This is a genomic window from Klebsiella sp. 1SOBk5mer (assembly GCF_046603115.1).
Lineage (GTDB): Bacteria > Pseudomonadota > Gammaproteobacteria > Enterobacterales > Enterobacteriaceae > Klebsiella > Klebsiella quasipneumoniae.
Genome location: NZ_JBKIUU010000002.1, coordinates 433,023 through 457,055, shown reverse-complemented (window position 1 = coordinate 457,055; position 24,033 = coordinate 433,023). Strand labels below are relative to the sequence as shown.

Below are 24,033 nucleotides of genomic sequence, written 5' to 3'. Positions count from 1 at the left end.
GGCTCAGGCCAGCGCCCGGCGCAGCGCCGCCAGCAGCTGGTCGTTTTCGCCGGCGCTGCGGATCGCCACCCGGAAATAGCGGCTATCAAGCCCCGGGTAATTCGCGCAGCTGCGGATCAGCACATGCTGGCGCAACAGGGCATATTGCAGGTCAAGCTCTGGTCTGTCGCAGCGCAAGAACAGGTAGTTGGCGCGCCCGGGCCACACGGTCAGCCCGGCTATCTCCTGCAGCTGCGCGTAGAAACGCGCCCCCTCCTCCTGCAGCCACTGCCAGGTGGCCCGCTGATACGCCCGGTCCTGGAGGATGATCTCGCCGGCCAGCGCGGCATACGCATTGATGGACCACGGCATTTGTCGCTCGCGCAGTCGGGCTACCGCCTGCGCGTCAGCATTGAGCAGGTAGCCAAGACGCAGTCCCGGAATGGCATAAAACTTAGTGAGCGAGCGCAAAACCCAGACGTGCGGATACTGCGCCAGCAGGGGAATAAACCCCGGCTGGTCGGGGATAAAGTCAAGGAAGGCCTCATCGAGGATCAGGCTGATGTTCAGCGCCTGGCAACGCCGGGCAATGGCTTCCAGCAGGCCCCGCTCTGGCAGCAGGCCGGTGGGGTTGTTCGGCGTGCAGAGAAACAGGCAGTCCAGCGCCGGGGTGAGGGCATCGAGGATGGCGTCGGTCAGCTGCCAGCCATCGCACTCCCGAAGGGCATACTCCACGACCGCGCAATCCACGGTTTGCAGCGCCCGCCGGTACTCCGCGAAGCCAGGAATGACGATCATTGCCCGCCTCGGCTTAAGGCCGTGGGCGAGGGTGAAGATCGATTCGGTTTCGCCATTGCCGGCGAGGATATGCCCCGCCGGCAGCTGATGGTGGGCCGCCAGCGCCTGGTGCAGCTGTTGATATTCGACGTCAGGATAGCGCTCGGCGCAGCCGAGGTTATCGACGATCGCCTGCCTGAGCGAGGCAGGCATTCCCAGCGGATTGATGTTGGCGCTAAAATCCAGCAGCTCGTTGGGGGCAATGCCCAGCAGGGCGGCGGCCTCGCGGATATTGCCGCCATGGGCGCTTTTCAGTAAGGCCATATCCTTTTCCTGTGTGGTTATCCACGCCGGGCCAGCGTCGCGCCGTCGGCGAAGTACGCTTTAATCCCGGCAAGGATCGACTCGGCCACCTCCTGCTGGAATTTGGCCGTTTTCAGCTTCCGCTCCTCTTCCACGTTACTGATAAACGCCGTCTCCACCAGAATGGAGGGGATATCGGGCGCCTTGAGCACCGCAAAGCCCGCCTGCTCTACCCGATTTTTGTGCAGATTATTGATGTTACCCATTTTCTCCAGCACCGCCTTACCAAATTTGAGGCTGTCGGCGATGGTGAGGGACTGCACCATATCGAACATGGTGTGGTCGACATAGCGATCGCCGCTCTTGCTGACCCCACCGATCAGATCCGAGGCGTTCTGCGTCTGGGCGAGATATTTTGCCGCGGTACTGGTGGCTCCCTTGGTGGAGAGCGCAAACACCGAGGAGCCGCTGGGCTGGCGGCTGGTAAAGGCGTCGGCGTGAATCGATACGAACAGGTCGGCGCGCTGCTTCTGCGCCTTGGCGACACGCACCTTCAACGGGATAAACACGTCTTCGTTGCGGGTCATATAGGCCTTCATATTGCCTTCTTTGTCGATCAGCGCCCGCAGGCGACGGGCAATCTGCAGCACCACGTCTTTCTCGCGGGTGCGATACTTGCCCACAGCGCCCGAATCTTCGCCGCCGTGGCCGGGATCGAGCATAATGACAATCGGCCGATCGCGCCCGGCTTTGCCCGGCTGCGGCCCGCTTTGCGCCGGCGGTACCTGACGCTGCAGATCGCCTTTGTTGTAATCCTCGAGCAGCGCCAGCAGCGGATCCTGCACATCGGTGGCGTTGGCGGGGTAAAGATCCATCACCAGACGCTCTTTAAAGCCGGCCACCGGCGCAAGGGCAAACAGCTGCGGCTTAACGTTCTGCTTGAGCTCGAAGACCATGCGCACGGTTTGCGGATCAAACTGGCCCACGCGGGCGGACTTAATAAAGGGATCGTCATCGCGGATCTGCCCTCCCATGCCTTTCAGCACCGAGTTCAGATTAACCCCTTCCAGATCCACCACCACCCGTTCCGGATTACTGAGGGCAAACTGCCGGTATTTCAGCACATGATTCGATTCCACCGTGACGCGCGTGTAGGTCGATGCTGGCCAGACGCGAACGGCAACCACCCGCGCGGCGGCGGCCAGCCCAACGGGGCTCACGCTCATTAACCACATGGCGCCCGCGCCCTGCAGCAGACGGCGACGGCTTAATCCAGAGTTGTTTCCCGACATGCCACTCCCAAGCAATAAAACGCATTTATACCCAAAACAAACAGATTGACCAGAAACTTTAACGAAAGGCATATAACCTGTCATCTATAAAAGGGTAAACATTCATTGACACCCTGCGCCGGGTCACATGTTTTTCAGGGCTTAGCCTCAAATTGGGGCTTGCGTTTAACGGCAAAACAGAATAAAAATACAATAATTACGAATAATCATGCATTGAGGGTTTGTCATGGTGAAGGAACGTCGCACTGAACTGGTAGAAGGATTCCGCCATTCTGTTCCCTATATTAATGCCCATCGGGGAAAAACGTTTGTCATCATGCTGGGCGGCGAAGCCATTGAGCATGAAAATTTCTCAAATATTGTCAATGACATAGGGTTATTGCATAGCCTGGGCATTCGCCTGGTGGTGGTCTATGGCGCCCGCCCGCAGATTGACGCTAACCTCGCCGAACACCATCACGAGCCGGTCTATCACAAGCAGACGCGAGTGACTGACGCCAAAACGCTGGAGCTGGTTAAGCAGGCGGCGGGGATGCTGCAGCTGGAGATCACCGCCCGCCTGTCGATGAGCCTCAACAACACCCCGCTGCAGGGAGCCCATATCAACGTCGTCAGCGGCAACTTTATCATTGCCCAGCCGCTGGGCGTTGATGACGGCGTTGATTATTGCCACAGCGGCCGCATTCGCCGCATTGACGAAGAGGCGATTCATCGCCAGCTCGACAGCGGCGCCATTGTGCTGATGGGGCCGGTCGCGGTGTCGGTCACCGGCGAAAGCTTTAACCTGACTTCGGAAGAGATCGCCACCCAGTTGGCTATCAAGCTGAAAGCAGAGAAAATGATCGGCTTCTGTTCTTCGCAAGGGGTTTACAACCAGGCCGGGGAAATTGTCTCCGAACTGTTCCCCAATGAAGCGCAGGCCCGCGTCGAAGAGCTGGAAGCGGACGAAGATTATAACTCCGGTACCGTGCGCTTCCTGCGCGGGGCCGTGAAGGCCTGCCGCAGCGGCGTGCGGCGCTGCCACCTGATCAGCTATCAGGAGAATGGCGCGCTGCTGCAGGAGCTATTCTCACGCGACGGCATCGGCACCCAGATCGTCATGGAGAGCGCAGAGCAAATCCGTCGGGCGACCATCAACGATATCGGCGGTATTCTCGAGCTGATAAGCCCGCTGGAACAGCAGGGCATCCTGGTGCGCCGCTCCCGCGAGCAGCTGGAGATGGAGATCGACAAATTCACTATTATTCAGCGCGATAACACCACTATCGCCTGCGCCGCCCTCTATCCTTTCCCGGAAGAGAAGATCGGCGAAATGGCCTGCGTGGCGGTGCATCCGGATTACCGGAGCTCGTCGCGGGGAGAGGTGCTGCTGGAGCGTATTGCCGCCCAGGCCAGACAGATGGGGCTGAGCAAGCTGTTTGTGTTAACCACCCGCAGCATCCACTGGTTCCAGGAGCGCGGCTTCACGCCGGTGGATATCGACCTGCTGCCGGAGAGTAAAAAGCAGATGTATAACTATCAGCGCCGGTCGAAGGTGCTGATGGCCGACCTCGCTTAAGCCCTTCTTCGCTGTTGCTAACGGCCCGGGATAAACCGGCGTTTATCGCTCCCCGGGCCTGTCCCCTGCCACGCCTGGCCGGCACGCTGTCTGCGGCTCGCGGGTAGAATTCTGCTCTTCGCGTAGACCCTTTACCTCGCTGGCTCACCGATATGCGCCCAGCCGTCGAGGTGCGTCGTCACGCTACCCGTCGCCCAAACGCGGCATCTCAGGGGGCTTTGTGCCCGGCGAAGATCTCCGTCAGGCCGCTTCGCCGCTCGGTTCGCGTCACAATGGCCTGGGAGAGCACCTGCTCGTCGGCATAGAGCGACAACCGCTGTTTCGCGCGGGTGATCGCGGTGTAGACCAGTTCGCGCGTCACCAGCGGGACGCTGCGCGCCGGCAGGATCAGCGCCGCATGGTCGAACTCCGATCCCTGCGATTTATGCACGGTCATCGCCCAGGCGGTATCATGCTCCGGCAGGCGGCTCGGCTGCACCGACTTGATGGCGCCGTCGGGCATCAGGAACCACACCCTCAGCTCGCCGTTGCGCTCCAGCGCTATCCCGATATCGCCATTAAACAGTCCCAGCGCGCTGTCGTTGCGCGCGATCATAATCGGCCGGCCGTCATACCAGCGGGAGTGGCGCGGCAGGGCGATCGCCCGCTGACGGTTGAGCCGCTGCTCCAGCCGCTCATTGACGCCGCTCACGCCGTACGGCCCTTCCCGCAGCGCGCACAGCAGCTGAAATTCGCTGAAGGCGGCCAGCATCGCCTGCGGTTCCGCCCGCTCGCGGCGCAGCTGCAGGTAGCGCTCATAGCCCTGCTGTGCCGCGCCGAGCATGGCTTCGTACTCTTCGGTCGTGCTGAGGGGATGAAGCGCGATATCGTCAAACGGCTGGCGCAGCGTGGCCTTCACCTCCGCGCGCGCGCCAGCGTTCACCGCCCGCGCCAGGCTCCCAATGCCGGAGTGACTGCCGAAGCGATAGCTCTTTTGCAGCAGACACAAGCTATCTCTCAGCGCGCCAGCGATAGCCCCCTCGCCCGCCGGTACCGGTGAACCGGTCAGCCGGGTCAGCTCCTGCGCCCGCGCGGCGGTATAGCCCGAACTCGCCCAGGCGCAGATATCCCCCAGCACCGCCCCCGCTTCCACGGAGGCCAGCTGGTCGCGATCGCCGAGGAAGATCACCCGCCCGTGAGCCGGCAGCGCGTCGATGAGCCGCGACATCATCGGCAGGTCGATCATCGAGGCTTCATCCACCACCAGCACGTCCAGATGCAGCGGGTTGCCGGCGTGATAGCGCATGCGCTGGCTGCCGGGCTGGGCGCCCAGCAGACGATGCAGCGTGCTGGCCTCGGTGGGAATCAACGCTTTCTGCGCGTCGGTCAGCGGCAGTTTTCTCAACGCCGCGCCCAGCGATTCGGTCAGACGCGCCGCCGCTTTCCCCGTCGGCGCCGCCAGGCGAATACGACAGCGCGGACTGTCTTCAATCTGGATTAGCGCCGCCAGAAGTTTGGCCACGGTGGTGGTCTTCCCGGTCCCGGGACCGCCGGAGATCACCGAGATGCGGCGGGTCAGCGCCACCGCTGCGGCCACTTTTTGCCAGTCGGTTTCGTCGGTGGCAGGGAACAGAGCGTTCAGGGTTGACGCCAGCCGGGCCTCATCCATCTCCAGCACCCGGTTGGCTTCGTTGAAGAAGCGGGCGACGGTCAGCTCGTTGCGCCACATCCGGTTCAGATAGAGCCGGTCGCCGCATAAGATCATCGGCGCCGGGGCATCGCCGCAGCTCACCGCCGACGAAGCGAGCAGCAGCGCGGGCCAGTCTTCAGGCGCGCCGGCTTCGGCCAGCAGCCGATCGCGGATCTCCCCCGCTTTCCCGCCGAGCGCCTCGTCGCCGCTCAGCCGCGAGAGCGGCAGGCATACGTGCCCCTCGCCGGCGTCCCGGCTCAGCAAGGCCGCCGCCAGCTTGACCGCCGGCGGGTCGTTTTGCGCCACCATCAGGGCAAACTGGACGTCCAGCGGCCGCAGCAGACGCTGCTCCACCGCCGCCAGCAGTAGTTGTTCGAAAGTCATGAGGCCTCCTCCTGAGTTTCTCCGGCAAAAAGCTGATCCAGACCGTCAATCAGCGGTCGCACCGGCCGGGTGGTGAAGATCCCTTGCCCCCCCTCCTGCCCGTCCATGCCGCGCAGGAAGAGATAAATCACGCCGCCGAAGTGGCGGTCATAGTCGTAATCGGCCAGCCGGTGGCGCAGATAGCGGTGGAGCGCCAGGCTGTACAGCTGATACTGCAGATCGTAGCGGTGAGCCCGCATCGCCTGCTCCATCGCGGGCCGGGTATAGGCCTCGCGATCTTCCCCCAGCCAGTTCGATTTGTAATCCAGCAGGTAATAGCGGCCTTCGTGGCGGAAGACCAGATCGATAAAGCCCTTCAGCATGCCGCGCACCTGGCGGAAATCCAGCGGCGGCGTGTCGGCGGAAAGGGGATCGTACTGGCGGATAAGCGCGTCAAGGCGCTCCGCCGTCAGCAGCTGGGCGATGGGCAGATAAAATGCCATCTCCACCTGTTTATCCCGCGCCGCAAGCTGATTGAGCGCGATATCCGGCCCCGGCAGACGGGTCTTCAGCACGCCCCCCAGCCAGTCGGTCAGCACCGGCGCCCACTGCGCGTCAAACCCGCTCAGCTGCAGTTTCTCCGCCATCCACCCGTCCGGCACCGGCTGGGTAAAGTCCAGCTCCTCAAACAGACTGTGCAGGAAGGTTCCCGGCGCGGCGCCGCGCGGAAACTGGTGCGGGGTCAGCTGCGGATCTTCCACGACTTCGCCGACGCCGGCGGCATCGACATCCAGACGCGGCAGCAAATCCTGTCCGCCGCTGAAACCATGCTGCTGCAGCCCGGAATAGCTGGTCACCCGCCAGTCGTCGGCGATGCGGCGCTGCAGCTCGCGCGCCGACAGCGGGGGAATGCTCGCCGCCGGCGCCTGCCACGGGGTCAGATCCAGCTCGCCAGGTCTCTGTAATGCAATATCGCCATGGCAGAAGTCCGCTAAACGCGCGGCCAGCCCGGCGGCATCCATGGCTTCGCCCGCCTGCAGCAGCCGCCCGAGGGCGCTCAGATGAAAATCGCTGTTGCCGGACTTTCGACTGCTGAGGGGCGCCACGCCAAGGCTGCAGTGCCAGACCGCGCGGGTGAGAGCGACGTACAGCAGGCGCAGATCTTCCGCCAGCCGTTCCGCCTCCGCCAGTTCGAGGCTGGCCTCATCCTGGCCCAGATCCAGTACCGCCGCGAACGTCTCGCGATCGTGATAGAACGCCTGGTCCTGTTTGCGAAACCGGGCGATAAACGGCAGCCAGACCAGGGGATATTCCAGTCCTTTTGACTTGTGAATAGTGACGATTTGCACGAGGTGTTTATCGCTTTCGAGACGCATCTGCTGGCTGGCGGCGTTGCTGTCCGGCTCGGCGATATGCTGCGTCAGCCAGCGCACCAGGGCATGCTCGCTTTCCAGCTGGCTGGCCGCCTCCTGCAGCAATTCGCTGATGTGCAGTATGTCGGTTAAGCGCCGCTCGCCGCCCCGGGTCGCCAGCAGGTTCTCGGCGATGTGCCGGGCCGTCATCAGCGCCCGCAGCATCGGCATCACCCCGCGCTGACGCCAGATCTGGCGGTATTCGCTGAACTCCTCCACCAGCGCGTCCCACGCCTGCTCATCCTGGTTGAGGTTTTCAATATCCAGCGCGGTCAGGCCAAACATTGAGGTCGCCAACGCGCTGCGCAGGGTATTTTCCCGCTCCGGGGACAACACCGCCTGCAATAGCCAGAGCAGCTCCTGGGCCTCCAGCGTCTCAAAAACGCTGTCGCGGTTGGAGAGGTAGACCGAGGGGATGCCCAGCGTCTGGAGCGCTTCACGCACCTGCGCCGCCTCCAGCCGGTTGCGCACCAGCACGGTAATATCCGAAGCCTGCACCGGGCGCGAAGTTTCCCCACGCCACAGCCGTGCGCGCCCCTGCTGACCGGCGCTCAGCCAGTCGCGGATCTGCGTGGCGCAGAGCTGGGCCATAAACGTCTGATAATCGCCGGCGCCAACGGTGTCGCCGGGCATCAGCCAGACGTTCATCGCCGGGACATCCGCTGCGTCAACGGTAAAGCGCAGCCCCTGGTTCTTCGCCGCCGACTTCACCGGCAGGAACGGTATCTCGCGAAACATGAAGGGGTTATCGCTGAGGCTGAACAGCCGGTTAACGCTGCCCACCATGCCAGGGGAGGAGCGCCAGTTGGTGTCAAGCGTGTAGTGCGCGGCAACGTCGCCGCGCGCTTTCATATAGGTAAAGATATCGGCGCCGCGAAAAGCGTAGATGGCCTGCTTCGGATCGCCGATCAGCAACAGCGCCGTTTCCGGACGCTGGCGCCAGATACGGCGGAAAATCCGGTACTGCTGGGGGTCGGTATCCTGAAACTCATCGATCATCGCCACCGGAAAACGCTGGCGAATGGCGCTGGCCAGCGCCTCGCCGCTGTCGCCGCGCAGCGCCTCGTCAAGCCGGCTGAGCATGTCGTCAAACCCCAGCTCGCCGCGGCGGCGCTTTTCGCGCGCGACCGCATCACGGATCTCGACCATCGCTCTCGCCAGCACCAGATCGGTGAGCGTCAGCGACGAGGCCAGCAGCGATTCGACGGCGCTAAACAGAGGATGCACGGGCGGTTCGCCACCGGCTTTGGTACGCTCAAGCAGAAACGACTGGGCAAATTTCTCCAGCGCGTCGGGCAACTGATAGCTCAGCGTCTCTTCCTGCACCCAGGCGGTCACTTTCTCAAGCCATTTGCCCTGGTTGCCGCGATTGAACTTCCGCCGGTCAAGGCCGGAATCTTCAAGCACGCCTTCGATCTCCCCCACCTGCTCGCGCCACTGCTGCTTGAGCGAGTCAATGCGGCCGATGATTTGCTGATGGCGCTCGGCCAGCGTCTCGTCGGCGGCTGGCGGCGACTTGAGCTGCGGCGCTTCGCCCTGCAGCCAGCGGTCAAGGGACTTCAGCAGGTCGCGCGGCCCTTTCCAGACGTCATGGATCACCGCCGCGATATCGCGGGTCAGTGGATAACAGTGACGGCGCCAGAAGTCGGCGCAGGCCTGATAGCGCAGGCGGGATTCATCCTCGATCAGCTGCTGCTCGAACAGCATGCCTGACTCGAAGGCGTTAAGGCTCAGCATCCGCTGGCAAAAACCGTGGATGGTGAACACCGCCGCCTCGTCCATCTGCCGTTCGGCCAACAGCAGGGTCTTCGCGGCATCGTCTTTATCGGCGATCTCCGCCAGCAGCGCGCTGTAGAGCGGGTTGTCGGATTCACCGCGCATACAGGCGATGCGCAGTTCATGGATGTTGCTGCGGATACGTCCGCGCAGCTCTTCGGTCGCCGCCTCGGTAAAGGTCACCACCAGCAGCTCTTCAACGCTGATGGCGCGGGGATAGGCGGCCTCGCCGCCCAGCCCCAGCAGCAGCCGCAGATACAGCGCGGCGATGGTAAAGGTTTTTCCGGTGCCCGCAGAGGCTTCTATCAGGCGCTCGCCCCTCAAGGGCAAGCGCAGGGGATCCAAAGACTCAGCGGTGTCGGTCATTCATTCTCTCGCATCAGGGGTAAGGATTGCTGCAATGCGCTGACGTTTTCCCACACTTTGCCGCCTGCCGGCTGGGCGTAGTCCGCTTTGCCATTCTGGCTACCGGAAATCTGGGACAATATCGTCATGCCCTGCGGATCCACCACCGTCTGATGGAAGAAATCGGCAAGTTTTTGCGGCGTCAGCAGTTTAATCTGAGCCACTACTTTATCACGTGAATCAAAACGCATATTACCGCGATCGAAATCTTTGCTCAGTTTCGATGCCTCTTCGCCCAGCGTCTGCGGCGCCTGCAGCATCTGGCTTATCACCGCCTGCTGGAGTTGGGCAAACTCTTCCGGCTTCATCGCCCGCAGCTTCGCCTCCGCGGTGGGGAAGAAGGCCTGGAACCGCTGCCAGAGGAAAGCCGGCTGCTTATCGCTACTCTGCAGCAGGAAGCCCATGCCCCACTGGCGCCCCACGTTCATCGGGAAGGCAAAGACCGCGTAGCCGAGCTGCTCTTCGGTGCGCAGCTGGTTGTAGAACCACGGCTGAATAATCTGTCCCAGCAGGGTGCTGGCGGCGGTGCTGCTGAACTCATCCACGTTGGGCGGCGCAAACACCGCGGCCAGCGCGGAGTCGGTGCTGTTGCCCGCTTTGTTGAAGATCGCCAGCTGCTGCCGGTTCACCACCACGTCTTTATTGCGGCACCATTCGTTGCCGTCAGCGCCCAGCTGCTGCTGGATCTGGCGAGCCAGCGTCGTGGCGGCATCGGCGGACATATTGCCGATCACCATCAGTTCAGGGCGCCCCTTGGTTTTCAGGTTGGCGCGGTAGTCGAGCACTTCCTGCAAGGTGATGGAAGGCAACAGCGCCCGGCGTACTTCGCGCTGGAAATACGGTACCTGGGAGACCATCTGGATCGGCATTATCGCCTGATCGTAGGCTTTGCCCTTCTCAGCGGAGTCCATCATTTGCGCATACCATGATTTGGCCTGCTCCAGCTGCTCCTCGGTCGGCGTATAGCTGAAGTATCCCTGCAGCAGGTCGCTGAACAGCGCCGGCAGGTGCTGGGTGTAGCCGTTGGCATTGACCATTAACCCGTTATTGGCGCCGGTGGAGAACGAAATGCCGCCGACCGCCGCCTGGTTACTGAGCTGATCGAGGGCGATGCCGGCGAGATAATCGTTGAGGGCAAACATCACCTGCCGGCGAGCGCTGTCCATCGCCTGGGGATTACGCAGCACCAGGGAGATATCCGCCTTCGGCTCGCTGGCGAAATACTGGCTCGGGGCATAAACCACCCGCAGGGTCGGCTCATCGAGAATCAGCTGAGGGTGCGGCCAGGCTTTATCGCTTTTGATGAGGGTGAAATCATCCGGAATATAGGGGTTGAGCGCCGGCAGCTGCAGCTTGATCGCCTGCGCTTTTTGCTGCCAGTCAGCGAACGTCTGCTCGCCGATCTTATCCACCTGATACGGCGCATCGACAAAATAAGCGGTCTTGTTATGCGGTTCCTGCGGGCTGATATACCAGATGCGCGCGTTCTGCGGAGTCATCATCGCCAGCCGGTCTTTGATCGCCTGCGGGTCGTAGCGATCGGCAATGTTGACCACGTCCAGCGCATGCTCGACCGGCACCCGGATCATGGTATCCGCCAGCCATTCCACGTAATCCATGTCGCGGTTGATCGACGGATAGCGGAAATCCAGCGCCAGCACATGCGCCAACTCGTCAAAGTAACGTTTGTCGACACCCTGAGTACGCAGGAGGTTGAGGTAGCTGAATATGGCCGCCGTCACTTCGTCGCGGTGCGCCAGGCCTTTATCGGTGAGGGTGGCCGAGATCGCCAGCACGCCGCTGTTGCCGTTCACCACCGGATCAGAATCCGCGCGGATACCTTCCGCCAGTCCCTGCTTTTGCAGCCAGTCGGAGAGCGTCCCCGGGCTGCGGTTGCCGATCAGGTAAGTGACCAGTTCATCCGTTTTGCTGCGGAAACGATCGCTGTTGTTGTCGATGCGAAACTCGACGCGCAGCACTTTACGCGGCATCGCCGGCACGTAGTGAATAATGATGCCTTTTTGCGCATCGGTTACCACCGGGACGCTTATTTCCGGCCTGCTGATGTGACGATTCGGCACGCGGCCAAAGGTGTCAGCGGCCATGCGCGCCAGCTCCGGCAACGGCTTGTTGCTGTAGATCACCGCTTTCATCAGGTTGGCGGAGTACCAGCTATCGCGGAAGGTGTGCAGCGCATCAAGAACCGGGTTGCCGGGCTTATCGCTGAGCGTCTCGAGGTTGCCGCCAGAGAAGTGGGCCGCCGGGTGAGCCGGGTTAATGGTTTCTGCGCTGACCTGGGCCATGCGCATCCCGTCTCGCGTCCGGGCCATCGTCAGCTCGGCGTTGACCGCGTTACGTTCGCGGTCGGCATATTTTTTATCCAGCAGCGGCGCAGCGATGGCGTCGGCCAGCCGGTCTACGGCCCCGTCCAGCGCATCATTCTCCACTTCGAGATAGAACGCGGTGCGGTAGGGCGCGGTGCTGGCGTTATGGCTGCCGCCATGCAGCTTAAGAAACTCTGCAAGGCTGTCAGGCTGGGGATATTTTTGCGACCCCATCAGCGTCATATGTTCCAGAAAATGCGCCAGCCCCTGATGATCGGCCGGATCCTGCAGGGATCCCACCGGCACCACCAGCGCCGACAGCGATTTCACCGCCTGCGGATCGGAAACCAGCAGCACGACCATGTCGTTATCAAGACGGATCGCCTGATACTGACGCGTATCTTTTTCGCTTTTGCGGATCGTCTCCTGAACAGGCTGCCATCCGGTGTCGGCTTGACTCAACGGCGCCCAGAGGGCGGCCAGCACTACAAAAACCTTGAACCATAAACTGCGGGGCATTCACGAACCTCATCATTAACAAACTTGCGCTGCACGGCGTGCAGCCTTTTATGTCCATCAGTCCGTGATACGTTGCGCATAATAAATGAACCGCCATTCACTGCGCAATTTTTATACTATTTAAATTTGTGTGGACTGATGGTAACGATATAGCGGTAACAGATAACGCTGCGTCTGGGCAATGATTTCTTCGTAATGCGCCGGCTCCAGCGAACGCCACAGGCGTTGATACCAGATATCGGCGCCCTCCCCGCTGACCACCATGTTACCTTCGTAGGTCTGCAGGAATTTGCTCCGCGCTTTCTGCTGCGTCTCTTCGTCCATTACGATGACATCCTTTTCGGCGTCATAACAGGCTTTCAGCCAGGCGCCACCGCTTTCCGGCAGCAGCAGCAGCGGCTGCGACATCCCCAGCAAATAGCCATCCACCAGCTCATTAAGGTACGCCTGCGCCTCGGCGGGCGCCAGCGGCGGAAAACGCCACTCTCCCTCTTTACGCACAAACAGTCGGCTCTCGCCGGTGCCGCCGCTGGCACAGTAGACAAGGTGTTCCAGCCAAAGTTGCATCCCCTGGGAGACGCTCAGCAGCGAAGGCCGCCAGCGCAGCAGCCCGTCCGGCTGCACCTGCTGCAGCCAGCCGGTCAGATTGACGCCGCTGCACTGGAGATCGATCTCCATGCTCTGCGCCTGCTGGCGCTCGGCTTTCACCCGCTCGGCCAGGGCCTGCATCTCCAGACGCTGCGTCTCCCACACCAGCTCGCCAAAGGCGCCATACGGCAGCTCGCCGGCGGCGCGGAAGCGGCGGAACATGGCCGAGGCGTCCTGTTCCTCGATAAGGGTATTGAGCAGTTGCTGGTTCAGTTGATAACGGCTCAGCCCTTCAAGTGTGAAGGGCTCGTCATCGGGAATATCATCCTCTTCCGCACGGAAATTGACCCGCAGACGCTGCTGAAAGAACGCGCGAACCGGGTGCTGCCAGAAGCGCAGGAGCTGCTCGAACGGCAGGCTGTCTATCGGCGGCGGGGTAAGCGGTTGAATGAAGTCGCTATGCGCCTCACCCTGCTGGCCGGCGGCAGCCAGCCATTCCCGGGCGTAGCTCTTGTTCTCGTCCTCCTGGAAATTGGCGATGTCGAACGGCATGCGGGTATGCAGGTGAGTGATGTGGGCTTTAACCCGCGCCTCGCTGGTGTCGCAATCAAGCTCCTCGTCGCCGGCGAGACAGTGGCTCTGGCCGATGTAATCCACCAGCTCCTGCACCAGCACCGAGGGAAAGCGCTCGCTGTTGTCCTGGATAGAACGGCCGATGTAGCTGATATACAGCGTCTGTTCGGCGGACATCAGCGCCTCAAGGAACAGGTAGCGGTCATCATCACGCCGGCTGCGGTCGCCGCGCTGCGGCTTCTGGCTCATTAAATCAAAGCCCAGCGGCGGCAGCGTTCGCGGATAAACCCCATCGTTCATCCCCAGCAGGCAAACCACTTTGAAAGGAATAGAGCGCATCGGCATCAGGGTGCAGATGTTGACCGGGCCGGCGAGAAAGCGCTGGCTGATCCGTTGTTGATCGAGGCGCTGGGCCAGCTCATCGCGCAACAGCGTCAACGGCACCTGGTCGCCATACTGCGCCTCCAGACCGCTATCAATCACCGCCAGCCACTGCTGCTCAATCAGCGCCAGCGCCGCTTCGGTCTCGCTGTCCGGCAGGAAAAAGTCATTCAGCAGATCGCGACAGACCGGCAGCCACTCCGCCAGCGGCCGCTGCTGGGCGAGACCGCGTCGCCACAGGTTAAGCTGCATCAGCAGCGATGCGAGGTTACCCACCAGTTCGGCGATCAAACCACTGGATTCGTCATAGGGCAGCACCGACTGCCATTCGCCCTCCCGGCTGTCCATCGCGTAGCCCAGCAGCATGCGGGTAAGGCCGAACCGCCAGGTGTGCTGGCCGGTCGCCGGCAGGTCAAGCTCACGGACGTTGTCGTCATCCATTCCCCAGCGGACCCCGGACTCGTTGACCCACTGGCGCAGGTAGCGCAGCCCCTCTTCGTTGATGTTAAAGCGCGCCGCCAGCACCGGCACGTCCAGCAGCGCCAGTACATCTTCGCTGGCGAAGCGGCTGTCGGGCAGCGAGAGCAGCGTGATAAACGCCTGCAGCACCGGGTGCGACTCGCGGGCGCGGCGGTCGGAGATCGCCCACGGCAGCCAGCGGTCGCCGCTGGCGGCGCCAAACACCGCCTGTATATAGGGGCTGTAGCTATCGATATCCGCCACCATGACGATGATATCCCGCGGCGTGAGCGTCGGATCCGCCTCCAGCATCGCCAGCAGCCGATCGTGCAGAACCTCCACCTCACGCTGCGGACTGTGGCAGACGTGAATGCTCAGGCTGCGGTCATCCTGCGCCAGCGGACGTTTGTCGCGACTGTGAGCGAACGCCTCTGCGCTCTGCCCGGCCACCGCCGCGTTGCGCAGTTCGAGGATATCCGACTGCAGGTTATGCAACAGGTTATCAGGAACGATATCGACAAAGGCGTCCAGCTCCTCATAGCGCTCCAGCCCCGCCAGCAGGTAGATATAGTCGCGTCCCAGCTTGCCCCAGGAGGCGAGCAGCGGGTTGCCGACATCCTGCTCCCCGGCGTCATTAAACAGCCCTGGCGCCTGCCCGGCGTCGCGGAACAGGGGCAGCGCGCGCGCCTCGCGGTGATGTCGTCGCTGACGCGACAGTAGCTTCGCCAGAAACGCCGGATCTTTAATATCTCCCCAGTAGTAGCGGCAGGGGTTGGTGAACAGCACATAGACATCGACATGCTTACCCAGCGCCTGCAGCGCCTGCAGGTAGACCGGCGGCAGCGCGGAAATTCCACAAATAAAGACGCGCGACGGCAGCCCGGCGGGTGGTTCATCCGCCTTTTCCAGGGCGCTGATAAAGCGCTGATAGAGATTGGCGCGGTGCCACTGCGGCTGACCGAGCTCGGCGGTATAGCGCACCAGCGCTTTCCACAGCGGCGCCTGCCACTGCTGGGCGTCGCCGAGGCCGTCAACCCGCTGATCGGCCTCCCAGCGCATCAGCCATTCCGGGCGATAGACCAGATACTGGTCATAAAGGTCCGCTACCCGGGCGGCCAGCTGAAACAGCTTGCGTTTGTCGCCGTCATCGCTCAGATACTGGCGCAGCAGGATAAAATCGTCTTCTTCCAGGTGCTGCGGCAGGAGAGTCATCAGCTTCCAGCTCATGCTCTGCTTGCTGAAGGCGCTTTCGCCAGGGATATCTTTCAGGACGCGCACGAACATATCCCAGATAAAGCTCGCCGGCAGCGGAAACTCGATGTTGGCGGCAATTCCGAAGCGCGAGGCCAGGGTCATCTGCAGCCACTGCGCCATACCGGTACTCTGCACCAGCACCATTTCAGCCTGAAAAGGGTCATCCAGCCGCTGGCGCTCGACGATAAACTCCATCAACGCCTCGAGAACATCCAGCCGGTTTGAGTGGTATACCCTTAACATAATTGCTCCTGACTACTGGCTGACCGGGCAATGCAGCCGGGTCATCTGCGCCCGCTTTGCAACGGGCATACTGATCGTTACCGTGATGCTGACACATCTTTGCGTCGATGTCTGCATACGGCTTACCTGCTCGCCTGCCGGCGGAGGCGGCGCGGAGAGCTGGCTATAGCGCCAGGCGTCGCGCCATAGCTGACGCGTCTGGTTCAGCTGGTGGACCCCTTGCGCCATTCCGCGCTGATAGCCGCCCAGCGCGGCGACCGTCAGCACCATCAGCGCCATCGCCAGCACGGTCTCCGGCAGGCTAAAACCCCGCTGGCGCTTCATGGCATTTGACATAAGCTCACCTCCCTGAGCGGGCAAAAATCGCTCCAGCCATGGGCGGAGAAACGCACCTGCCCGCCGCGCACCTCGCCGGACTGCCAGACCTGCACCTCGCCGCTGGCGCTGCTGAGCAGCAGCGAACCGTCGTCGAAGATGCGCAGACAGGCGCGCCAGCCCTGCTGCGCCTGCTCGCGGCAGGCCAGCGGCGCCTGTGTCGACCAGGCCTGCTGCTTTCCCCACTGTAGCGCCGAATGGGCCACAGCCGTATCGCGGATCGCCTGCGTTTCGCTGGCGGTTTGCGCCAGCAGCGCCCGCTGCTGCAGATTAAGCCCCTCAAGCAGCAGGCTACCGAGAGTCAGCAACAGGAGCACCATCAGCAGCGACGACATTCCACGCTGGCGGATCACAGGTTATACCCCGTCACCCGCTGCTCCACCTCGGCCGCCAGACCCGCCTGCCGGGCAGAGCGCGCCGCCAGCGTCACGATCAGCTCCGGCGCGAAGCCCTCGGTCAGCAGACGCTGCGCCGCAAAGCGCGTCACCACGATAGCGGCCGGATTGGTGATTTTCTCCCATCCGCTGCCGCGGCAGTCGCTGGCTCCGCGCAAAGTCTCCAGCGCGCCGTCGCGCAGGCGAAAGCCGGTGCTCTCCGCCGCTGCCGCAGGGGAGGTTTCCCATGTCCCATTGCTGTTCGCGTCCCAGCGCACAATCAGGCACTCGCCGTCGGCGGCAAGCTCCAGTCCGGCTCCGCCGCACGCTCCCCGGCAGTATCCGGCGCGCTGCAGATGTTTACCCACGGCATGCACCCGCTGCCACAGTTCGTTCTCCAGGGCCAGCTGTTCGCCCTGGCGCAGAATATGGCGCTGCAGGGCGGGTAGAAAGCGGCAGGCGCCAATCAGCAGCAGCGAGCCTATCGCCATGGCGATAAGCGCCTCCGCAAGGGAAAACCCGCGGCGGCTCACTGGCACCCTCCCGCGCTGTCGCTGCGGCATAAACGAATCCGCCCCCAGTGTGAAATCACAATGCTCCAGCTGCCGGCCTCGCTCTGCAGCCGCAGATTCCCCGCCCAGGCGGTGCTGCGCAGGCCGTAGAATCCCAGGCCAGGCGTGACGCCTGCCAGCGAGATCCCCGGCCAGCGCGGGCGCAGCGTTAAGGTCGACGCGGAGGCGCACGCCGGCGCCTCCCCCTGCGCACTCAGGCACCAGCCCTCTTCATCCTGGCCGACGCGAAGCACGCGGTCCCGGTTGTAGGCGTTGGCGTCATCGCGCAGGAAGACCAGGAAATCCCGCACCTGGACGGCGGTTTGCCACAGTCGTTGCTGCTGCTGCCAGCGCTGCCAGCCGTACAGGCCGCCGACGCTGAGGATCATCATTAACGTCAGCGTCACCAGGGTTTCCATCAGGGTATAGCCATGTTCTCTGTTCATGGCGCAGAGTATGCCGCGGCGGTTAGCCCTGGCGCGACGACGGAAAATAGCTTTCCCGGCCAGACACGCATAAAAGGTTTGTATGATCAACAGCAGAACATTTTTTTGCGAGCCTCTTTCCAACATTCCCGCCCACAACCCCCTGTGGCCAGGGGGCGGGGTGAAGCGTTCCTATCCTAATGGCGACGAGGGCTGCCACTCATTCAGGTGGTGAAAACGGCATAAAAAAACCGGCGTCATCGGACGCCGGTTGGTCATATCTGCAGAGGGGGTTAAATCGCCACTGGCGCTTTGATTCCCGGGTGCGGATCGTAACCTTCAATCTCGAAGTCTTCAAAGCGGTAGTCGAAGATCGACGCGGGCTTGCGTTTGATGACCAGCTTCGGCAGCGGACGCGGTTCGCGGCTCAGCTGCAGATGAGTCTGCTCGAGATGGTTGCTGTACAGATGGGTGTCGCCACCGGTCCAGACGAAATCGCCGACCTGCAGATCGCACTGCTGCGCCACCATATGCACCAGCAGCGCGTAGCTGGCGATGTTGAACGGCAGGCCGAGGAAGACGTCGCAGGAGCGCTGATACAGCTGGCAGGAGAGCTTGCCGTCGGCGACATAGAACTGGAAGAAGGCGTGGCACGGCGCCAGGGCCATCTTATCCAGCTCGCCGACGTTCCACGCCGAAACGATGATCCGGCGGGAGTCCGGGTCGTTTTTCAGCTGGTCCATCACCGTGCTGATCTGGTCGATATGACGACCGTCCGGCGCAGGCCAGGAACGCCACTGTTTGCCGTAAACCGGTCCCAGGTCGCCATTTTCATCTGCCCACTCGTCCCAGATGGTGACGTTGTTATCGTGCAGATAGGCGATGTTGGTGTCACCCTGCAGGAACCACAGCAGTTCATGGATGATGGAGCGTAAATGACAGCGCTTGGTGGTCACCAGCGGGAAGCCTTCCTGCAGGTTAAAACGCATCTGATGGCCGAAAATAGAGATCGTGCCAGTGCCGGTGCGGTCATTTTTTGGCGTGCCCTCGGCGAGCACTTTCTGCATCAAATCAAGATACTGTTTCATGGTTCCTCAAGAATTCAGTTGCTGCGGACGGTGGCGGTAAGCCCAAACCATCATGATGATACCCGCAAGCACCATCGGGATCGAAAGAATCTGCCCCATGCTGATGTACTGCACCCAGCCGCCGGTGAACTGGGCGTCGGGCTGGCGGAAGAATTCCACGATAATGCGGAACAGGCCGTAGCCAATCAGGAACAGGCCGGAAACGGAACCGGTCGGGCGCGGTTTACGGATAAACAGGTTCAGGATCAGGAACAGCACCACGCCTTCCAGCGCCAGCTCGTACAGCTGCGACGCGTGGCGCGGCAGCGCGCCATAGGTATCAAACAGCGATTGCCATTCCGGGTGGGTCGGCAGCAGCGCCAGGTCTTCAGCACGGGAGCCCGGGAAAATCATCGTGTAGTGGAAGCTCGGGTCCACGCGGCCCCACAGCTCGCCGTTGATAAAGTTGCCCAGACGCCCGGCGCCAAGGCCAAACGGGATCAGCGGCGCGATAAAATCGGAGACCTGGAAGAAGGTCCGTTTGGTGCGTCTGGCGAAGATAATCATCACCAGGATCACGCCGATCAGGCCGCCGTGGAACGACATGCCGCCGTCCCAGACGCGGAACAGATACAACGGATCGGCAAGAAAGACCGGCAGGTTGTAGAACAGCACGTAGCCGATACGGCCGCCCAGGAAGACGCCGAGGAAGCCCGCGTAAAGCAGGTTTTCCACTTCATTTTTCGTCCAGCCGCTGCCCGGACGATTCGCCCGACGGGTGGCCAGCCACATCGCAAAGACAAAGCCCACCAGGTACATTAAACCGTACCAGTGGAGGGAGACCGGGCCTAGAGAAAAAATGACCGGATCGAACTCCGGAAAATGCAGGTAGCCACTATTCATCTGTCACCATAAAGACTTGTTATTCCGCCGAAAGTGGACAGCGGTGATGATCCATGCCCGATTAAAACGGGCACGCCGAAGGAGGCGAATCATAGCATAAGCCAGGTGTGCGATCCGCGCCGGCGTGTAAAAGATATGTATACGGATGCTAACAGAATGCCGTTTTCCCGGTGGTATCCTATTTTGCCGGAGGGTGCGAACAGAGGATTCCCGGGTTACGGCTTACGCCTCACCCGGGCTACCGCTACCGCCCGCCGCGGATCAGGCCGCCGAGACCGCGCCGCTCCATAAAGGCCGCCACCTGATGGCGCACCTCGGCGGTCATCTGGGCTTCGAGGCTGCGACGCGACAGCTCCTGCGCCTCTTCGATATCGATGCGGCGCAGCAGATATTTCACCCTCGCCACCGAGCGGCCGTTCATCGACAGATGGCGATAACCGAGACCGATGAGGATCGTCACGCACATCGGGTCGCCTGCCATCTCGCCGCACAGTCGCAGATCGATGCCAAAGCGCTCCGCGTCATGGGCGATCATCGCCAGCGCCCGCAATACCGCAGGATGCAGGCTGTCATACATGCTGGCGACCCGGGTATTGTTACGGTCGACGGCCAGCAGGTACTGGGTCAGGTCGTTCGTGCCTACCGAGATAAAATCGATCCGGCTGGCCAGCTGCGGCAGCATAAAGACCATCGACGGCACCTCCAGCATCACCCCCAGACGCGGACGCGGGATGGCGTAGCCGATCATCTCTTCCACTTCCCGGCTGGCGCGGTCGATCAGCCGACGGGCCTCATCGACCTCTTCCAGACTGGTCACCATCGGCAGCAAAATGCTGAGGTTGCCGGTGGCGGCGTTGGCGCGCAGCATCGCTCGCACCTGGATCAAAAAGATCTCCGGCTGATCGAGGGTGATGCGGATCCCGCGCCAGCCAAGGCACGGGTTCTCTTCACTGATCGGCATGTACGGCAGCTGTTTATCCGCGCCGATGTCAAGAGTACGCAGGGTCACCGGTTTGCTGTTAAACATCTGCAGCATGCCCTGATACTGGGCGACCTGCTCCTCTTCTGAGGGGAAGCCGCTCTGCAGCATAAAAGGAATTTCGGTACGGTACAGACCAATACCGTCAACAAAGCTGCCGAGCTTCTCTTCGTGCTCCGGGCTTAAGCCGGCGTTGAGCATGACTTTCACCCGTTCGCCGCTTTTCAGCTCCGATGCGCGCTGGAGATCGTCCTCCGCCAGGCGGCTGAGCTCGTTCTCTTCGCTGATAAGCCGCTGATATTCCTGCAACAGAACAGGTTCAGGATCCACCAGCAGCTCGCCGCGATAGCCATCGACAATCAGCGTATGGCCATGCAGCAGCGAGGGCTGAATATCGGCGCCCATCACCGTTGGGATGCCAAGGGCCCGCACCATAATGGCGGCATGGGAGTTGGCAGCGCCATCGCGCACCACCACGCCGGCCAGACGATCCTGCGGCACCTCGGCGAGGGTGGTGGCCGACAGCTCGTCCGCCACGAGGATAATGCGCGCCGGCCAGGTGTTAGGTCCCTGAATACTGTCGTCGAGATGGAACAGCAGACGCTGACCCAGCGTGCGCAGGTCGCCGGCCCGCTCTTTCAGATAGCCGTCGCTCAGCGCGGCAAACTGTTCGGCGAACTTCTCGATGATCTTTTTGACCGCCCACTCGGCGACGGCGCCTTTGTCGACTTCGGCAAAGAGCTCGCGACGCAGGCGGGCGTCGGAGAGCAGGTGCGAGTAGAGATCGAAGATCGCCGCCGTCTCTTTTTGCGCGCCGGCGGCGTAGCGTTTGCTGTAGCGACGAAACTCGTTGGCCGCTTCTTCCAGCGCGCCGGTCAGGCGTTCACGTTCCGAGGCGGTGTCCAGCGTCGAGGCTTCATACACCTGCTCCATCAGCGGCAGGCTGACGTCCATCCAGCCCTCGGCGATCGCCACCCCGGAAGAGGCCGGCAGAGCGCGAATGCGCGTCTGACGATACTGACCGAACAGGGCGTTCAGCTGGGACTGGGAGAGGATCGCCGCCATCTGGGTGGCGAGGGTGACGAGGAAAGACTCTTCGCTTTCATCAAACTGGCGCAGCTCACGCTGCTGAACCACCAGCACGCCCAACAGCTGGCGGCGCTGGATGATCGGCACGCCAAGGAAGGCGCGGAAGCGGTCCTCTTTGACGGCGGGAATATACTTGAAGCTGGGATGTTTTTGCGCATCGGCGAGGTTGATGGGCTCCGCCAGGCGGCCAACCAGCCCCACCAGGCCTTCATCGAACGCCAGCGCAACGGTGCGCCCGCGAGGTTTTTTTAACCCGCGGGTAGCCATCAGGTAATAGCAGCGTCGATCATTGTCAGCCAGGTAAACCGAGCAGACTTCCGTCTCCATCGCCTGGCAGACATCCGTCACCAGAATATCCAGCGCCTCGTTTAAACGCGGCGCACTCGCGACCTTCTCGACTATTTCTCGCAACCGAGTGAGCATAATGTGAGTGGCTTAACCTCTTTTACGTCGATAAGCAGGCGCGCTTTGCGGCTTAGGTGCGCTCTCCGCCAGCGACATAGTGACGCTGGCGAACTCTTTCATCACCCGGCGGTAGACGTCGCGTTTGAACGACACCACCTGACGCACCGGGTACCAGTAACTCACCCAGCGCCAGCCATCAAATTCAGGTGTGCTGCTGGTTTGCATATTGATGTCCGCGTCGTTACCGATCAACTGCAAAAGAAACCACTTTTGTTTCTGGCCGATACAAACCGGCTTTGTGTCCCAACGCACCAAACGTTTAGGCAACTTGTAACGCAGCCAGTTACGGGTTGAGGCAAGGATCCGCACATCTTTACGGCTTAACCCGACCTCTTCAAACAATTCCCGATACATCGCCTGCTCTGCGGATTCTCCTGGATTTATGCCCCCTTGCGGGAACTGCCACGAGTGCTGACCATAGCGTCGGGCCCACATGACCTGGCCCTGACGATTACAGATTACAATACCGACATTTGGGCGGTAGCCATCGTCATCAATCACCGGACTACCTCAAGATAAGCTTCAATGTGAATGATTGTTTCACACTCGTCGGAAACGGTAAACCACTCTGTTCGCACACTGAGAACGGATAACATTTGAATAACTCACAGTAATTGCCAGAGTTATAAACAGCGAAAGCGCCCGACGTCCGATTTTATTCACTTTTTCTGTGGATAGAGTTGTGAAGAAGTACGGAATTAACCCGGGAAAACCCGGAGCAATCTGAACATCGCACTGCTAGCACCTTATAATAATGATAGCATATTCATTAAGTTAGAATATATTCCTTTCACTTATTACAGCATAACGTGACGATCATCACACATGCGATCCGCCGACTGATGAAAGATCGAGCAATGTCGATTTTATCCACAGATTACGCGCAGGTCGCGGGCATATTTTCTCTAAAAATTCGATTTTCGTCGCACGTCAAGGCTGTAAATCGAACCAGTAGTGGGGCTTTTCCCCAGTTATCCCGCTTTTCTGTGGATAACATGGTGTAAGATCCTGTTTATTGTCAGTGACCAGTTCTGGAAAACCTGTTTTCATGGTTTTCACCTGCCGCGTAATGACCTTAAAAAATCATATAAATCATGGGATTGGTATAGTTACTCAGAAAACGATAAACTCTATCCACAACGCGCAAAATTAGCGCTCATTTTTTAACCAAAGGTGTCGCCCTATGCCCGCTATCGCTCCACTCTCCTCTCCGCCGCAAAGTCAGGAACAGCTGTTGGCCCAGGCCCGCCAGCTGGCCGGCTATACGCTGGGTGAGCTGGCGGCGCTGGCCGGGATCCCCATTCCCCGCGATCTGAAACGTGATAAAGGCTGGACGGGCATCCTGCTGGAGCTGTGGCTGGGGGCCAGCGCGGGCAGTAAACCCGAGCAGGATTTCGCCGCGCTGGGGGTGGAGCTCAAAACGATCCCTATCGACAGCCGGGGCCGTCCGCTGGAGACGACTTTTGTCTGCGTCGCCCCGTTAACTGGCAATAGCGGCGTCACCTGGGAGAGAAGCCATGTGCGGCATAAGCTGCAGCGAGTCCTGTGGATCCCTGTGGAGGGAGAGCGCACCATTCCTCTGGCGGCGCGGCGCGTCGGCGCACCGCTGCTGTGGAGTCCGGATGAAGAAGAGGAGCGCCAGCTGCGCATGGACTGGGAAGAGCTGATGGATCTTATTGTCCTCGGTGAGGTGGAGCGCATTACCGCCCGCCACGGCGAGGTGCTGCAGCTAAGACCGAAAGCGGCCAACAGCAAGGCGTTGACCGAAGCCATCGGCGCCCGCGGGGAGACGATCCTCACGCTGCCGCGCGGCTTCTACCTGAAAAAGAATTTTACCGCCGCCCTGCTCGCCCGCCATTTCTTGTTACAACACGATTAATTTTTTGTTCTGCGTTGGGGCTTGCATATAATTGCTGCTTTCTATTTTGCA

16 protein-coding genes and 1 pseudogene are annotated in these 24,033 nt (G+C 61.2%); 3 read left to right on the top strand and 14 right to left on the bottom strand.

The genetic code is table 11. The features are described from left to right. Window positions 1-3 precede the first annotated feature (3 nt). Both cobD and amiC read right to left on the bottom strand, forming a co-directional pair. The gene (cobD, locus tag ACLH1U_RS07920; protein ID WP_023290889.1) at window positions 4-1,080 is read right to left on the bottom strand and encodes a threonine-phosphate decarboxylase CobD; all 1,077 of its coding nucleotides are present in this window, start codon (window positions 1,078-1,080) and stop codon (window positions 4-6) included. 17 nt (window positions 1,081-1,097) lie between these two features. Continuing rightward, entirely contained in the window at window positions 1,098-2,351 is a 1,254-nt protein-coding gene (gene amiC, locus ACLH1U_RS07915; protein WP_023290890.1) for an N-acetylmuramoyl-L-alanine amidase AmiC, read from the bottom strand. 226 nt (window positions 2,352-2,577) lie between these two features. On the opposite strand from amiC, the gene argA reads away from it, so the two are divergent. Continuing rightward, on the top strand, window positions 2,578-3,909 hold the full coding sequence (gene argA / locus ACLH1U_RS07910) for an amino-acid N-acetyltransferase (protein WP_004149616.1): 1,332 nt from the start codon (window positions 2,578-2,580) through the stop codon (window positions 3,907-3,909). A 208-nt stretch (window positions 3,910-4,117) separates the two neighbouring features. Here argA and recD read toward each other — a convergent pair whose 3' ends face one another. The 12 genes from recD to rppH all read right to left on the bottom strand — a co-directional run bounded on the left by recD (window position 4,118) and on the right by rppH (window position 22,604). After that, a complete protein-coding gene (gene recD, locus ACLH1U_RS07905; protein ID WP_117132692.1) occupies window positions 4,118-5,962 on the bottom strand; it encodes an exodeoxyribonuclease V subunit alpha in 1,845 nt (614 codons plus the stop codon). Beyond that, a complete protein-coding gene (gene recB, locus ACLH1U_RS07900) occupies window positions 5,959-9,495 on the bottom strand; it encodes an exodeoxyribonuclease V subunit beta (RefSeq protein ID WP_411299166.1) in 3,537 nt (1,178 codons plus the stop codon). The genes recD and recB overlap by 4 nt, the downstream gene beginning before the upstream one ends. Further along, the gene (ptrA, locus tag ACLH1U_RS07895; RefSeq protein ID WP_032453972.1) at window positions 9,492-12,377 is read right to left on the bottom strand and encodes a pitrilysin; all 2,886 of its coding nucleotides are present in this window, start codon (window positions 12,375-12,377) and stop codon (window positions 9,492-9,494) included. The genes recB and ptrA overlap by 4 nt, the downstream gene beginning before the upstream one ends. A 120-nt stretch (window positions 12,378-12,497) precedes the next feature. Then, entirely contained in the window at window positions 12,498-15,875 is a 3,378-nt protein-coding gene (gene recC / locus ACLH1U_RS07890) for an exodeoxyribonuclease V subunit gamma (protein WP_121936603.1), read from the bottom strand. A 12-nt stretch (window positions 15,876-15,887) separates the two neighbouring features. Beyond that, the gene (locus ACLH1U_RS07885) at window positions 15,888-16,211 is read right to left on the bottom strand and encodes a prepilin-type N-terminal cleavage/methylation domain-containing protein (protein ID WP_023290895.1); all 324 of its coding nucleotides are present in this window, start codon (window positions 16,209-16,211) and stop codon (window positions 15,888-15,890) included. Continuing rightward, window positions 16,196-16,603: a DUF2509 family protein gene (locus ACLH1U_RS07880; RefSeq protein ID WP_023290896.1), complete on the bottom strand. Its 408-nt coding sequence runs from the start codon at window positions 16,601-16,603 to the stop codon at window positions 16,196-16,198. Before ACLH1U_RS07880 ends, ACLH1U_RS07885 begins: the two co-directional genes overlap by 16 nt. Beyond that, window positions 16,600-17,157, bottom strand: coding sequence for a prepilin peptidase-dependent protein (locus ACLH1U_RS07875; RefSeq protein WP_032453975.1), 558 nt, complete (start codon window positions 17,155-17,157; stop codon window positions 16,600-16,602). The genes ACLH1U_RS07880 and ACLH1U_RS07875 overlap by 4 nt, the downstream gene beginning before the upstream one ends. Next, complete coding sequence (locus ACLH1U_RS07870; RefSeq protein WP_101862223.1) at window positions 17,154-17,705, bottom strand: prepilin peptidase-dependent protein; 552 nt, start codon at window positions 17,703-17,705, stop codon at window positions 17,154-17,156. Before ACLH1U_RS07870 ends, ACLH1U_RS07875 begins: the two co-directional genes overlap by 4 nt. Before the next feature lie 188 nt (window positions 17,706-17,893). After that, window positions 17,894-18,688 (bottom strand): thymidylate synthase, encoded by a 795-nt coding sequence (thyA, locus tag ACLH1U_RS07865; RefSeq protein WP_023290899.1) that lies wholly within the window; start codon window positions 18,686-18,688, stop codon window positions 17,894-17,896. A 6-nt stretch (window positions 18,689-18,694) separates the two neighbouring features. After that, the gene (gene lgt / locus ACLH1U_RS07860; RefSeq protein ID WP_004205445.1) at window positions 18,695-19,570 is read right to left on the bottom strand and encodes a prolipoprotein diacylglyceryl transferase; all 876 of its coding nucleotides are present in this window, start codon (window positions 19,568-19,570) and stop codon (window positions 18,695-18,697) included. 244 nt (window positions 19,571-19,814) lie between these two features. Next, window positions 19,815-22,061, bottom strand: coding sequence for a phosphoenolpyruvate--protein phosphotransferase (gene ptsP / locus ACLH1U_RS07855; protein ID WP_023290901.1), 2,247 nt, complete (start codon window positions 22,059-22,061; stop codon window positions 19,815-19,817). 12 nt (window positions 22,062-22,073) lie between these two features. Beyond that, on the bottom strand, window positions 22,074-22,604 hold the full coding sequence (gene rppH, locus ACLH1U_RS07850; RefSeq protein ID WP_004205443.1) for an RNA pyrophosphohydrolase: 531 nt from the start codon (window positions 22,602-22,604) through the stop codon (window positions 22,074-22,076). Window positions 22,605-23,057: 453 nt separating this feature from the next. Here rppH and ACLH1U_RS07845 point away from each other — a divergent pair. Beyond that, window positions 23,058-23,198 (top strand): annotated as a pseudogene (locus tag ACLH1U_RS07845) (hypothetical protein); the annotation flags it as partial. An 88-nt stretch (window positions 23,199-23,286) separates the two neighbouring features. Continuing rightward, complete coding sequence (gene mutH, locus ACLH1U_RS07840; protein WP_323066055.1) at window positions 23,287-23,982, top strand: DNA mismatch repair endonuclease MutH; 696 nt, start codon at window positions 23,287-23,289, stop codon at window positions 23,980-23,982. The last annotated feature ends 51 nt before the right edge of the window (window positions 23,983-24,033 follow it).

What these genes read in the sequence shown, in the direction of transcription:
- cobD (WP_023290889.1), bottom strand. Translation starts at nt 1,080, where the DNA reads ATGGCCTTACTGAAAAGCGCCCATGGCGGCAATATCCGCGAGGCCGCC.
- amiC (WP_023290890.1), bottom strand. Translation starts at nt 2,351, where the DNA reads ATGTCGGGAAACAACTCTGGATTAAGCCGTCGCCGTCTGCTGCAGGGC.
- argA (WP_004149616.1), top strand. Translation starts at nt 2,578, where the DNA reads ATGGTGAAGGAACGTCGCACTGAACTGGTAGAAGGATTCCGCCATTCT.
- recD (WP_117132692.1), bottom strand. Translation starts at nt 5,962, where the DNA reads ATGACTTTCGAACAACTACTGCTGGCGGCGGTGGAGCAGCGTCTGCTG.
- recB (WP_411299166.1), bottom strand. Translation starts at nt 9,495, where the DNA reads ATGACCGACACCGCTGAGTCTTTGGATCCCCTGCGCTTGCCCTTGAGG.
- ptrA (WP_032453972.1), bottom strand. Translation starts at nt 12,377, where the DNA reads ATGCCCCGCAGTTTATGGTTCAAGGTTTTTGTAGTGCTGGCCGCCCTC.
- recC (WP_121936603.1), bottom strand. Translation starts at nt 15,875, where the DNA reads ATGTTAAGGGTATACCACTCAAACCGGCTGGATGTTCTCGAGGCGTTG.
- ACLH1U_RS07885 (WP_023290895.1), bottom strand. Translation starts at nt 16,211, where the DNA reads ATGTCAAATGCCATGAAGCGCCAGCGGGGTTTTAGCCTGCCGGAGACC.
- thyA (WP_023290899.1), bottom strand. Translation starts at nt 18,688, where the DNA reads ATGAAACAGTATCTTGATTTGATGCAGAAAGTGCTCGCCGAGGGCACG.
- lgt (WP_004205445.1), bottom strand. Translation starts at nt 19,570, where the DNA reads ATGAATAGTGGCTACCTGCATTTTCCGGAGTTCGATCCGGTCATTTTT.
- ptsP (WP_023290901.1), bottom strand. Translation starts at nt 22,061, where the DNA reads ATGCTCACTCGGTTGCGAGAAATAGTCGAGAAGGTCGCGAGTGCGCCG.
- mutH (WP_323066055.1), top strand. Translation starts at nt 23,287, where the DNA reads ATGCCCGCTATCGCTCCACTCTCCTCTCCGCCGCAAAGTCAGGAACAG.